The following is a 12,547-nucleotide window of genomic DNA, read 5'->3' on the forward strand; positions in this document are numbered from 1 at the left end:
CGTGCGCAATGCATCATGCCCGATGTTGGTTAAACGGCGCGGTGCCGTTCAATGTGCTCGGAAAGAGTGCGCAGACTGGTGAAGATCTTGCGATTCTCGGGGTTGTCCGAGCGCAGCTGGAAGCCGTAGCGCTTGGACACGGCCAGCGCGATTTCCAATGCGTCGATGGAGTCCAGGCCCAGATCACCGCCGAAAAGCGGGGCATCGGGGTCAATCTGGTCCGCCGTGACGGTTTCCAGGTTGAGGCTGTCCACGATCAGCGTGGCCAGTTCATGTTGTGCGGTGCTCTGCTCGGCCATGCCGTTTCCGTACTCGAATTCTTGCGTCTCTCCCCCAGAGCCGCAGGCCGGCCAGTGTAACATAGCGTCCCAGTTTCTCCGGTTGGATGCCCATGGTTCAGGGTTGTGAAAACGTAAGGCCTGCGTTGCACCGTGCGCCGCAGGTGTCGTACCGGTGGGTCGACCCGGAGACGGTTTTGCAGGAAGCAGGCACGCTGGCCGTGTTCGGCTTCGGCACGGGCGCGCCGCGAAGCGCCGATCCGCGCTGGCTCAACGTCGATCTGGAAGATTTCGACGCACCCACGCCGCTGGAAATCTGGCAGGTCGATGGCCCCGTGACACATGGGCGAGTTGGCGAGCTGCAATGGTCCAGCGGTGACGGCTGGCTATTTGCCGCGATCACCGCTGACGAAAATACGCATGGAGGCCCAAGCGCTACAGCAGCAACCGCCTACGCGCAGCTATGCGAGTTCGTCGCCTCGCGTCGCGAACGCCACGTGCTGCGCATCTGGAACTACCTGGCCGACATCAACCAGGGCGAAGGCGACGTCGAGCGCTACAAGCAGTTCTGCGAGGGGCGCGCCGAAGGCATGGGCAGCTTCTTCGCCGAAGGCTTCCCAGCGGCCACCGCCATCGGCCATCACGCCAGTGCCCCGCGCCTGCAGGTCTACCTGCTGGCCTGCGACGAGCCGGGCGGGCGCGTGGAAAACCCGCGACAGGTCAGCGCCTGGCGCTATCCACGCCAGTATGGCCGTACCCCGCCCAGCTTTGCCCGGGCCATGACGCTGCCTGGCGAGGACGCGCTGGCGATCTCCGGCACCGCCGCCGTGGTTGGGCATGCGTCCGCTCATGAAGACGACCTGCTCGCGCAGCTCGACGAAACGCTGGTGAACCTGGAAGCCCTGCTGGCCAGCGCCAATATGCCGGCCGGCTTCGACACGCAGTCACCGCTCAAGGCGTACGTACGGCATCCCACCGATGCGCCCGTGGTGCGCGATTTCCTACAGCGCCGCCTGCCCGGCGTGCCGGTGCTGCTGCTGCACGGCGACATCTGCCGCAGCGAATTGCTGGTGGAGATCGACGGCTGGCGTTACGCCTGATCAGCCCGACCAGCCTTGCGGCGACTGGCAGGCAGGAAACGCCTGCCGGAAGCTGCCCACCATGTAGTCGGCCAGCGCCGATTTGGCCGCCGGCAGCGCTGCGTAGACATCCGCCAGCGCGAGCGCGCCCTTGCCGCTGGCCAGCGCGGAAACAGGCACGCTACTCAGCACCGCCGCACGAACGGTCAAGCCTCCCGAGCGGTAGCGGAACAGCGCCGTGCAGTCATCCGGACGGGATTGCCAGCTCATCACCGGATTGGTCTGCCCAAGGTTGATCGGCGTGGCGTCGTGACGCGCCGCCAGCTGTTCGCCGGCATCGGGCAGCAAACCTTCCGACTCCTGCAACAGGCACTCTTCGCAGGCCGGGATCACGGCGTAGGTCACCCAGCCCAATGCGGCGCCCTCCGGCGCGACGAAGGTGTAGCGTGCATTCGCGTCGGCGCCGATCGCGGCACGCTGCACGCGCCAGCCCGTGGGAACCGCCATCCAGCCCGCTACGCTGCCGTAGAACCATTGCACGGCATCCTTCGCCGATGACGGAGGCGACGGAAGTGCGGGTAGCTTGGCGACGTCAGGCCGGGTCCAGTCACCGGCACCTGAGTGCACATCAATCAACGTGACGGTCGCGCCCGCGAACGGAGCCGTTCGCAGTGCGTAATCGGTGCCTGGCGCCGACTGCATCTCGGGCGTGGAAGGCAACTCGCGCACGCCTGCTGCCGCATAAACCTGCGAACCCAGCCCCCACAGCCACGCCATGACGACGATCGCAACCACGTTACGGAACGAAAAGCGCATGGACCACCCCCTGTCTCACCAGCGGGAATGAGCTTATACGCGGGCGCCCGCGGCGAGCGAGTCAGACAAAAGTGCAGTGTGACGAAGCCGCCGCTTCTGCCTGTGTCGGGCACCCACTGCTCACGTGGCGGCGCAGCGACGACAGGTCAGGACGCGGACGCCCTCGCGTAGGCAGGGTCGAGCTGTTTGAGGAACGCGTGCACCTGCGCATCGATGTATGGATTCGCCGGTCCGCCGTCCTGATCGATGATGGCCTTGTCCTTGAACGACATCGTTTTCAGGAGGCGGCCCGTTGTGGCATCGAACACGTGCACCGTCGCGGTGTAACTGATCATGGGACGCATGCTGCCGCCGCCCATGGGATTGGCGGGTGCGGAGAGGTCAGGCGCATAGCGCATCGTGACGCGATAAGGCTGTGATTGCTCGGTAGCAGGCGATGGCTTACCCGTCATGAAGGCCGCGTTGTCCGGCGCCACGGCATCCAGCGCGACATGTCGCTCGTCCGCCCAGCGGTCGAAGGCTCGTTGCACGATGGTGCAGTCGACCGTATGGCTGGTGCACGCCAGGTAGGCGTGAAACCGCGGTGCATCCTGCGCGCCGAACAATTGCACCGGAGCCTGGCCAGCGCCAGGCACACTCGCACACGCACTCAACAACAGGCCCAGGGCAGTAACGGCCATCATCCTGACGCGCATGATTTGTCCTTGATTGAGGTGCAAAGCCACCACGGCTGCAGGCAGCGGAAGCGGCAGATCACTTCTGCTTGGTCGGCCGCTTCCATCCATGCAAGGTCACCTGCTTGGCGCGGGCGATCGTCAGCTCGCCGGCCGGTGCTTCCTTGCCGATGACGGACCCCGCGCCGATGGTCGCATCGGGGCCGATGACCACGGGCGCCACCAGCGCGCTGTTGGAACCGATGAAGGCACGGTCACCGATGACGGTGAGATGCTTGTTGGCGCCGTCGTAATTGCAGGTGATGGTGCCGGCGCCGATGTTCACGCCGCCGCCGATCACGGTATCGCCGAGATAACTCAGGTGATTGGCCTTGCTGCCTTCACCCAGAGACGCCTTCTTGGTCTCGACGAAGTTGCCGATGTGCACGCCCGATGCCAGTTCGGTCCCCGGGCGCAGGCGTGCAAACGGACCGATGGTGCACGGGCCATGCGTCACTACGCCTTCGAGATCGCAATGCGCCTGGACCACCGTGCCGGCCGCCAGCGAGACATCCTTCAGGCGCGTGAACGCACCGATCTGTACGTCGTCGCCCAGCGCGACGTTGCCTTCGAGTATCACGTCGATGTCGATCTCGACATCCATGCCGGCGCTGACCTTGCCGCGCACGTCGATGCGCAGCGGATCGGCGATGCGCACGCCTTCGAGCGCCAGCGCCTTGGCTGCACGCGAGCGGTACTGTGCTTCGAGTTCCGCCAGCTGCCATGGATTGTTGGCGCCCGCGGCTTCGTATTCGTCCTCGCACTCCACGCAGGCGGCGGCGCGATTCTCGTCGGCAGCCATGGCGAAGATGTCGGTGAGGTAGTACTCGCCCTGCACATTGTTGCGGTCGAGCTTGGACGTCCATCGCTTCAGTGCGACCGCATCGGCGGCGACGATGCCCGTGTTGATCAGATTGATCGCGCGTTGCGCGTCGTCGGCATCTTTTTCCTCCACCACGGCACGCACGAAGCAGTTGCCGTCGCGCAGCACGCGGCCATAGCCGAAGGGATTGGCCACGCGGGTGGCCAGCAGGCTCACCGTGCCTTCGGCTTGCACCAGCTTCTCCAGCGTCTGCGCACGCGTCAGCGGCACGTCGCCGTAGAGCACCAGCACGGTGACGTCGTCCGGCACGTCCAGCAGGGCTTCGCGTACCGCATGGCCAGTGCCGAGGCGCTGCGACTGCAAGACCCAGCGCAAGTCGTCCTGCCCGTCGAAGGCGGCCCGCACCTGTTCGCCGCAATGCCCATAGACCACGTGGATCGCCTGCGGCTGCAAGGCACGCGCCGCCTCCAGCACATGGGCAAGCAGCGGTCGTCCGGCCAGCGGCATCAGCACCTTGGCCTTTTTCGATTTCATGCGCTTGCCCTCGCCGGCGGCGAGAACGATGACGTGCAATGGCGTGGTCTTGAGCATGAGGCGGACCTTCTTCGACTAGCGGCGGAGGATAGCAGCCGATGCAAGTGGCCCTAAGGGCCTGAGGATGTAGACCGTATGGCTATGGCGAGGCGCTGGCGTCGGTGAGCGGCTTGCCGTCTTTCCAGGCGAAGCGGAACACGTAATCGAGACTGAAAGGACGAGCCTCGCTGCCGACCTCGTGCGTGTTGCCGTTGGCATCCGACGCCCACTGGCTGATGCGCAGCGGCTCGAACGTCCACTGCATGGCGGCGGCGCGCACGGCATCATCGAAGAGCCTGGTACGCGCATCGGCCTGCTGCTCCTCGGCGATGCGCACCTCAGCCACCTTGCCTGCCTCGTCGACGACCAGAACGGCTTCCACTTCCTGTGGCGGCAGTCGTTGGTCGAGCAAGGCGACCGGATAGACCGGCGCCGGATGGCTCGAGGGAACCGCACCAGTGGAAATTTCGCCCAGGGCGAGCTGGTAGTGCTGCATATCGTCCTTGGCCACGGCGCGATAAGAGGTGTCGCCTTCGGTGGTTGGCCTGGACGGGGCAGAGGGCTGCACGCTTGCGCAACCGACCAGTGTCATGCCGAGAGTCACCAGCAACCATCGCGACCAACCACCGTGATGCTTCGCGTCCATGTCGCTGCCCGTTGTCGATTGGCCTCAGCATAAACAAAAACGCCGGCCCAGGGCCGGCGTTCTGCGGGAGATCACCCGGCGAGCACGCTCAGTGCTTGAGCGTCTTGCGCAAGCGCTCCAGCGCCTGCAGCTGGGTGATGGCCTCGGCCAGCTTGGCCTGCGCCTCGGCGATTTCCATCGCGTCGGTGCGATTGGCCAGGGCGTCCTCGGCTTCCTGCTTGGCGCGCTGGGCTGCGGCTTCATCCAGGTCGGACGCGCGCGCAGCGGTGTCGGCCAGCACGGTGACGACCTGCGGCTGCACTTCCAGAATGCCGCCGGACACCCAGAACTGCTGACGCTCGCCGCTGGTCAGCACCACGTCCACGTGGCCGGGCTTGAGGCGCGTGATCAGCGGCGCATGGCGGGGCGCGATGCCCAGTTCGCCCATCTCGCCGGTGGCGACCACGAGCTGCGCGTCGCCGGAGAAGATCTCGGCTTCGGCGCTGACGATGTCGACACGGAGGGTATGACTCATGACGGTATTCCGATGCGTTTGAAGCAGTGGCGGTAGAGCAGTTGACTCTTAATCAACTGCTCCGCGCGCCGTCAGAGGATCAGGCCGCCTTCTTGGCGCCCATTTCCTCGGCCTTCTTGATGGCCTCGTCGATGCCGCCGACCATGTAGAACGCCTGCTCCGGCAGGTGGTCCACGTCGCCGTCCACGATCATCTTGAAGCCGCGGATGGTTTCCTTCAGCGGCACGTACTTGCCCGGCGAACCGGTGAACACTTCGGCCACGTGGAACGGCTGCGAGAAGAAGCGCTCGATCTTGCGGGCGCGCGACACGGCCAGCTTGTCGTCTTCCGACAGTTCGTCCATGCCAAGGATCGCGATGATGTCCTTGAGCTCCTTGTACTTCTGCAGCGTGCCCTGCACGCGACGGGCCACGTCGTAGTGCTCGGCGCCGATCACGTTCGGATCGAGCTGGCGGCTGGTGGAGTCCAGCGGATCCACGGCCGGGTAGATACCCAGCGAAGCGATGTTGCGGCTCAGCACCACGGTCGCATCAAGGTGAGCGAAGGTGGTAGCCGGCGACGGGTCGGTAAGGTCATCCGCGGGCACGTAGACGGCCTGGATCGAGGTGATCGAACCGGTCTTGGTCGAGGTGATGCGCTCCTGCAGCACGCCCATTTCCTCGGCCAGCGTCGGCTGGTAACCCACCGCCGACGGCATGCGGCCGAGCAGTGCGGACACTTCGGTACCGGCCAGCGTGTAGCGGTAGATGTTGTCCACGAACAGCAGCACGTCCTTGCCCTTGCCCGACGCGTCCTTCTCGTCGCGGAAGTACTCGGCCATGGTCAGGCCGGTCAGCGCCACGCGCAGACGGTTGCCCGGCGGCTCGTTCATCTGGCCGTACACCATCGCGACCTTGTCGAGCACGTTGGAGTCCTTCATCTCGTGGTAGAAGTCGTTGCCCTCGCGGGTACGCTCGCCCACGCCGGCGAACACGGACAGACCCGAGTGCGCCTTGGCGATGTTGTTGATGAGTTCCATCATGTTCACGGTCTTGCCCACGCCAGCGCCGCCGAACAGGCCGACCTTGCCGCCCTTGGCGAACGGGCACACCAGGTCGATGACCTTGATGCCGGTTTCCAGCAGGTCGTTCGCAGCAGCCTGGTCGTCGTAGCTCGGCGCTTCGCGATGGATGACCCAACGGTCTTCTTCGCCGATCGGGCCGGCTTCATCGATGGGGTTGCCCAGCACGTCCATGATGCGGCCCAGCGTGGCCTTGCCGACCGGCACCTTGATGCCTTCGCCGGTGTTGCGGGCCACGAGGCCACGCTTCAAGCCGTCGGTGGAACCGAGGGCGATCGTGCGGACGATGCCGTCACCCAGCACCTGCTGGACTTCCAGCGTGATGTCGGTGCCGTCGACCTTCAGCGCGTCGTAAACCTGCGGCACCTGGTCGCGTGCGAACTCCACGTCGATAACCGCGCCGATGATCTGTACAACTTTGCCCTGGCTCATGGATGTGCTCCGGATGGATCTTTTAGGTTCAGTACAAGCGCCGCCAGTGCGTCGCTCTTGTTAAGTAGTGCAACCATGGATGGTTGCTTTTTGAATCTGGCAATCAGGGACGATCGCAGTTAAACCGCCGCCGCACCACCGACAATCTCGGAAATTTCCTGGGTGATCGCCGCCTGACGCGCCTTGTTGTAGATCAGCGTGAGTTCGCCGATCACCTTGTTGGCGTTGTCCGATGCGCTCTTCATGGCGACCATGCGCGCGGCATGTTCGCTGGCCAGGTTTTCCAGCACGCCCTGATAGACCACCGACTCGATGTAGCGCGCCAGCACGTGTTCCAGCACCGTGGCTGCATCGGGTTCGTAGATGTAATCCCAGTCGTGCTTCTGCTCGAGCGTGAGGCCGGCCACCGGGAAATCCGGCGAGTTCGGCTTGCCTTCGCCACCCACCATTTCCTGGGCCACCACCGGCAGCGGCAGCAGCGCGTGGATCGCCGGCTTCTGCGTCATGGTGTTGATGAAATCGTTGTGCGCCAGGAACACGCGATCGAGCTTGCCTGCGGTGTACGCATCGAGCGCGATCTTGATCACGCCGACCAGGCTTTCCACCTTCGGCTTTTCACCCAGGTGGCCGATGCTGCCGATCAGGTTCACGCCCTTGATGCGGCGGAAGAACTGGTTGGCCTTCTGGCCGACGGCGATCACGTCGACTTCCGCGCCTTTTTCCTGCCATTCACTGATGATCGGCAGCAGACGACGGAACAGGTTCGAGTTCAGGCCGCCGCACAGACCGCGATCCGTGCTGATGACCAGGAAGCCGACACGTTGGACCTTCTCGCGCTCCAGCAGGAACGGATGGCTGAAGTCGGTGCTGGCCTGGGCCACGTGCGCGATCACCTTGCGCATGGCACGCGCATAGGGACGCGAGGCCTTCATCAGATCCTGCGCCTTGCGGATCTTCGAGGCCGAGACCATTTCGAGCGCGCGCGTCACCTTGCGCATGTTCTGCGTGCTCTTGATCTTGGTTTTGATTTCGCGTCCGCTTGCCACGTTTGCCTCAACCTAGTGGGTTAGTGCGATCCCGGTGGTCTTCACCGGAGTTCGGTACGGCCGTCCAGACGGCCGTACACCCTGTTACTGCTTACCAGCTGCCGGTCTTCTTGTACTCGTCGAGCGAGGACTTGAAGGTGGCTTCGATGTCGTTGTTCCAGTCACCGGTGGCGACGATCTTCTTCATCAGCTCGCCGTGGTTCTGGTGCATGAAGGCATGCAGGCCCTTCTCGAACGGCAGCACCTTGTTCACCGGCAGGTCGTCGAGGTAGCCCTTTTCAGCGGCGTACACCGACAGCGCGAGTTCGGCGATGGAGAGCGGGGCGTACTGCGCCTGCTTCATCAGCTCGGTCACGCGCTGGCCGCGGTCCAGCTGGGCGCGGGTGGCCGGGTCCAGATCCGAGGCGAACTGCGCAAACGCAGCCAGCTCGCGGAACTGCGCCAGGGCCAGCTTCACGCCGCCGGACAGCTTCTTCACGATCTTGGTCTGGGCAGCACCGCCCACGCGCGACACCGAGATACCGGCGTTCACGGCCGGACGGATGCCGGCGTTGAACAGGTCGGTTTCCAGGAAGATCTGGCCGTCGGTGATCGAGATCACGTTGGTCGGCACGAACGCGGACACGTCACCGGCCTGCGTTTCGATGATCGGCAGCGCGGTCAGCGAACCGGTCTTGCCCTTCACTTCGCCGTTGGTGAACTTCTCGACGTACTCCTCGGAGACGCGCGCGGCGCGCTCGAGCAGGCGCGAGTGCAGATAGAACACGTCGCCCGGGTAGGCTTCGCGGCCCGGCGGGCGCTTGAGCAGCAGCGAGATCTGGCGGTAGGCCACGGCCTGCTTGGACAGATCGTCATAGATGATCAGCGCGTCTTCACCGCGGTCGCGGAAGTACTCGCCCATGGCGCAGCCGGAGTATGGCGCGATGTACTGCAGCGCCGCCGACTCGGACGCCGAGGCCACCACGATGATGGTGTTGGCCAGCGCGCCGTTCTCTTCGAGCTTGCGCACCACGTTGGCGATCGACGAGCGCTTCTGGCCGATAGCGACGTAGATGCACTTAATGCCGGAATCTTTCTGGTTGATGATCGCGTCGATGGCCAGCGCGGTCTTGCCGGTCTGGCGGTCGCCGATGATCAGCTCGCGCTGGCCACGGCCGATCGGGATCATCGAGTCGACGGACTTGTAGCCGGTCTGCACCGGCTGGTCGACCGACTTGCGCCAGATCACGCCCGGCGCGACCTTTTCGATCGCCGAGCTGGTCTTGGCGTTCAGCGGACCCTTGCCGTCGATCGGGTTGCCCAGCGCGTCGACGACGCGGCCCAGCAGTTCCGGACCGGTCGGCACTTCGAGGATGCGGCCGGTGGTCTTGGCGGTGTCGCCTTCGCGCAGGTGCTGGTATTCGCCCAGCACCACGGCGCCCACCGAGTCACGCTCGAGGTTCAGCGCCAGCGCATACGAATTGCCCGGCAGTTCGATCATTTCGCCCTGCATCACGTCGGCCAGACCGTGGATGCGCACGATGCCGTCGGACACGCTGATGATCGTGCCTTCGTTGCGTGCTTCCGCGCCGAGCTTGAACTGCTCGATACGGGTCTTGATCAGTTCGCTGATCTCGGACGGGTTCAAGGTGGAGCTGGACATGGGTCGATATCCTGAGATTTGAGTCTTTTTTGAAGAGCCTTGCCGCTGCCGGCGGCTCTTCGCGAAACGGACTTCGCTTAAATGCTTACGCCGTCAGCGCGCGGGTCATGCGCGCCAGACGACCACGGGCCGAACCGTCGATCACTTCGCTGCCGGTGTCGATCACCACGCCGCCAAGCAGCGAGGCATCGACCTGGGTTTCCAGTTCGATCTCGCGCTTGAAGCGGCGCTTGAGCGACGCCTTGAGCTGTTCAGCCTGCGCGGCATCCAGAGCGAACGCACTGGTCACCTTCACCAGCAGCTGCGACTCCGATTCGCGCTTGTACTCTTCGAACAGCGCGGCAATGTCCGGCAGCAGCGCCATGCGACGATGCTCGGCCAGCTCGCCCAGGAAACGGGCGAACGGCGCGTCGGCCGCCATGCCCTGCGGCAGGTGCAGCGCGACGAGCTGTTCCGGCGCCACGCGCGGATCGTTGCCGAAACCGGCCACGCGCGGATCCTTCGCCACTTCCGCAGCAAAGGCCAACGCCTGCGCCCATGCGCCAAGCGCGCCGGCCGCATGGGCCACCTCGAAGGCGGCACGTGCATACGGTCGGGCGAGGGTGATTGCCTGGGCCATGGCTTAGATCTCGGCTGCGAGCTGGTCGAGCATCGCCTTGTGGGCGTTGGCGTCGACTTCGCGCTGCACGATCTTCTCCGCGCCCTGGACAGCCAGACGGCCAACCCAGCCACGCAGTTCTTCGCGCGCACGCTGCTGCATGCTGACGATTTCCTCGGCTGCATTCGCCTTCAGGCGGTTGGCCTCGGTCACGGCTTCGGCACGGGCCTTGTCCACGATCTGGTTGGCCTGCTGCTGGGCACGCTCGATGATCTCGTTGGCCTGCTGGCGTGCCTGCTTGATCTCGACGGCCACCTTGGCGTCGGCGTCCTTGAGTTCGGCGCGCGCCTTCTCGGCGGCAGCCAGACCATCGGCAACCTTCTTCTGACGCTCTTCAATCGCGTGATTGAGCTGCGGCCAGATGAACTTGGTGGTGAACCAGACCAGGATGGCAAAAGAGACCATCTGGCCCAGGAAAGTCAGATTGATATCCATGAGCTTTCCAATTAACTCCGGTAACGCGTTAAACCGCCAATCGTCGCAGCGGATGGCCGCTGCGACGACTCAATTCGCGACAATCAGCCGGCGACGGCGGTCTTGAGCGCGGCGATCAGCGGGTTCGAGAACGCGAACAGCAGCGCCACGGCCAGGCCGATGATGAACGCGGCGTCGATCAGGCCGGCGAGCAGGAACATGCGGCCCTGCAGCAGCGGAACCAGTTCCGGCTGACGGGCGGCCGACTCGAGGAACTTGGAACCCATGATGGCGATACCCAAGCAAGCGCCCAGAGCGCCGAGGCCGATGATGATGCCGATGGCGATGGCGGTGAGGCCCTGGACGTGAGCGACGAGTTCGACGAGGTTCATGGAAATCTCCTGTGAATCTTTCTAAAGGTGTGATTAGGGCAAAGCGATTTGAAGCGAAACCGGATGGAACAAGAACTCAGTGATGCTCACGCGCCGTCGCGATGTAGACGATGGTCAGCATCATGAAGATGAACGCCTGCAGCAGGATGATCAGGATGTGGAAGATGGCCCACGCCGTATTGAAGATCACGCCCGGAAGGAAGCTGATCCAGCCTGCGAACAGGCCCGCGATCAGCATGAACACCAGCTCGCCACCGTACATGTTGCCGAACAGTCGCATGGCGAGCGACACCGGCTTAGACAGGTATTCCACGACATTGAGCAGGAAATTGAACGGCACCAGGATGGCCACGACCACCGGGTTGTGCGCATGGAACGGCGCGGTCATCAATTCCTTGCCGAAGCCCAGGCCGCCCTTGGCCTTGATGCCATGACCCAGCACGATGAAGAACACGGCCAAAGCCAGGCCCACCGTGGTGTTGATGTCGGCGGTCGGCACCCAGCGGAAGAAGGTGTGATGCGCCGCCTCGGCACCGGCGAGCGTCTTCACGCCCCAGCTCGGCGCGTCCAGCGGCAGCAGGTCCATCGCGTTGAGGAAGGTCACCCACATGAAGATCGACAGCGCCAGCGGCGTCACCGTGCGGCGGTCGCCGTGGAAGGTGTCCTTCACCTGCGTGTCGACGAACTCCACGATCAGCTCGACGAAGGCCTGACCCTTCGACGGCACGCCCGAGGTCGCCTTGCGGGCCTTGAGCCAGAACCACAGGCAGAACACCGCGCCCAGCAGGAAGGCCACAAGGATCGAGTCCACGTGGATCTTCATGAACGCGCTGTCACCCAGACTCACCGTGTTGTGGTGAAGGTGATGCTGGATGTATTCAGTTAGTCCGCCCTGCGGCTCGCTTGCCATGTGTTAGCCCTTGAATCTGAACGCCAGCAGATTTATTGCGTAAGCAGCCACCAGCCCCGTGATGGCAGCTAGTGGCGGTAATTTCCATTGACCCAGGATCGCGACGAGCCCTCCGCCGATCACGATCCACTTCAGGACCATACCTGACATCACGCGCCACATGGTCATGCCGCCGCCACCAAGACCACTGAAGGTGCGCCACGCCAGGAGCGCGGTGCCCAGCGCCACGAGGGTGGCGCCTGCAGCGGCCGCCAGCGCTTCGCGGGGCCCCTGCATCAGGAAGGTGAGAGCCAAGGCCGCCGCCACGGCCACCTGCAGCAAAATAATGCGCAGTGCCAGACGACGACCGGAAGCAAGACTGTTGATCACGTGACGTTCCCGCGCGGCTTCGCTCTAGGCGGCACCGAACCAGCTGCGGGCCACGGTCCAATCCCAAAAAGTATATCAGCGAGGCATTTACAGCGACAAGCCGCGCCCGGCGCGACATCTTGTCCAGCGGCCAATCTGTTCACAAAACCGGGCCATATCGTGAGAACTCACGAATAGAAAAA

The 12,547-nt window shown here is 64.1% G+C and carries 15 protein-coding genes; 1 reads left to right on the plus strand and 14 read right to left on the minus strand.

Annotated elements, in window-relative coordinates; genetic code table 11:
- Nucleotides 1-29 precede the first annotated feature (29 nt).
- Nucleotides 30-299 (minus strand): phosphopantetheine-binding protein, encoded by a 270-nt coding sequence (locus ABIC75_RS17065; RefSeq protein ID WP_354015094.1) that lies wholly within the window; start codon nucleotides 297-299, stop codon nucleotides 30-32.
- A 92-nt stretch (nucleotides 300-391) separates the two neighbouring features.
- Here ABIC75_RS17065 and ABIC75_RS17070 point away from each other — a divergent pair, with 92 nt between their 5' ends.
- A complete protein-coding gene (locus ABIC75_RS17070; protein ID WP_354015095.1) occupies nucleotides 392-1,378 on the plus strand; it encodes a pteridine-dependent deoxygenase in 987 nt (328 codons plus the stop codon).
- On the opposite strand, the gene ABIC75_RS17075 is transcribed toward ABIC75_RS17070, so the two are convergent.
- The 13 genes from ABIC75_RS17075 to ABIC75_RS17135 all read right to left on the minus strand — a co-directional run bounded on the left by ABIC75_RS17075 (nucleotide 1,379) and on the right by ABIC75_RS17135 (nucleotide 12,365).
- A complete protein-coding gene (locus tag ABIC75_RS17075; RefSeq protein ID WP_354015096.1) occupies nucleotides 1,379-2,173 on the minus strand; it encodes a hypothetical protein in 795 nt (264 codons plus the stop codon). It abuts the gene before it with no gap.
- A 146-nt stretch (nucleotides 2,174-2,319) separates the two neighbouring features.
- Nucleotides 2,320-2,868: a hypothetical protein gene (locus ABIC75_RS17080; RefSeq protein ID WP_354015097.1), complete on the minus strand. Its 549-nt coding sequence runs from the start codon at nucleotides 2,866-2,868 to the stop codon at nucleotides 2,320-2,322.
- Between the two features lie 58 nt (nucleotides 2,869-2,926).
- Nucleotides 2,927-4,300, minus strand: coding sequence for a bifunctional UDP-N-acetylglucosamine diphosphorylase/glucosamine-1-phosphate N-acetyltransferase GlmU (glmU, locus tag ABIC75_RS17085; protein WP_354015098.1), 1,374 nt, complete (start codon nucleotides 4,298-4,300; stop codon nucleotides 2,927-2,929).
- A gap of 82 nt (nucleotides 4,301-4,382) precedes the next feature.
- Entirely contained in the window at nucleotides 4,383-4,928 is a 546-nt protein-coding gene (locus tag ABIC75_RS17090; protein ID WP_354015099.1) for a hypothetical protein, read from the minus strand.
- Between the two features lie 88 nt (nucleotides 4,929-5,016).
- Nucleotides 5,017-5,442 carry a F0F1 ATP synthase subunit epsilon gene (locus ABIC75_RS17095; RefSeq protein ID WP_354015100.1) on the minus strand — a complete coding sequence of 142 codons (426 nt, stop codon included), beginning with the start codon at nucleotides 5,440-5,442 and terminating at the stop codon, nucleotides 5,017-5,019.
- A gap of 79 nt (nucleotides 5,443-5,521) precedes the next feature.
- The gene (gene atpD, locus ABIC75_RS17100; protein WP_354015101.1) at nucleotides 5,522-6,934 is read right to left on the minus strand and encodes a F0F1 ATP synthase subunit beta; all 1,413 of its coding nucleotides are present in this window, start codon (nucleotides 6,932-6,934) and stop codon (nucleotides 5,522-5,524) included.
- 119 nt (nucleotides 6,935-7,053) lie between these two features.
- Nucleotides 7,054-7,980 (minus strand): F0F1 ATP synthase subunit gamma, encoded by a 927-nt coding sequence (gene atpG / locus ABIC75_RS17105; protein WP_354015102.1) that lies wholly within the window; start codon nucleotides 7,978-7,980, stop codon nucleotides 7,054-7,056.
- A gap of 91 nt (nucleotides 7,981-8,071) precedes the next feature.
- Nucleotides 8,072-9,622, minus strand: a complete 1,551-nt coding sequence (gene atpA / locus ABIC75_RS17110) for a F0F1 ATP synthase subunit alpha (RefSeq protein ID WP_354015103.1) — start codon at nucleotides 9,620-9,622, stop codon at nucleotides 8,072-8,074.
- 85 nt (nucleotides 9,623-9,707) lie between these two features.
- Complete coding sequence (locus tag ABIC75_RS17115) at nucleotides 9,708-10,241, minus strand: F0F1 ATP synthase subunit delta (protein WP_354015104.1); 534 nt, start codon at nucleotides 10,239-10,241, stop codon at nucleotides 9,708-9,710.
- Nucleotides 10,242-10,244: 3 nt separating this feature from the next.
- The gene (locus ABIC75_RS17120) at nucleotides 10,245-10,715 is read right to left on the minus strand and encodes a F0F1 ATP synthase subunit B (RefSeq protein ID WP_354015105.1); all 471 of its coding nucleotides are present in this window, start codon (nucleotides 10,713-10,715) and stop codon (nucleotides 10,245-10,247) included.
- An 83-nt stretch (nucleotides 10,716-10,798) separates the two neighbouring features.
- Nucleotides 10,799-11,086, minus strand: coding sequence for a F0F1 ATP synthase subunit C (gene atpE / locus ABIC75_RS17125; RefSeq protein WP_354015106.1), 288 nt, complete (start codon nucleotides 11,084-11,086; stop codon nucleotides 10,799-10,801).
- A gap of 76 nt (nucleotides 11,087-11,162) precedes the next feature.
- Nucleotides 11,163-11,996, minus strand: a complete 834-nt coding sequence (atpB, locus tag ABIC75_RS17130; RefSeq protein ID WP_354015107.1) for a F0F1 ATP synthase subunit A — start codon at nucleotides 11,994-11,996, stop codon at nucleotides 11,163-11,165.
- A gap of 3 nt (nucleotides 11,997-11,999) precedes the next feature.
- Entirely contained in the window at nucleotides 12,000-12,365 is a 366-nt protein-coding gene (locus ABIC75_RS17135; RefSeq protein ID WP_354015108.1) for an ATP synthase subunit I, read from the minus strand.
- Between the last annotated feature and the right edge of the window lie 182 nt (nucleotides 12,366-12,547).

The organism is Dyella japonica (genome assembly GCF_040545895.1).
In the GTDB taxonomy this organism is placed as follows: domain Bacteria; phylum Pseudomonadota; class Gammaproteobacteria; order Xanthomonadales; family Rhodanobacteraceae; genus Dyella; species Dyella japonica_D.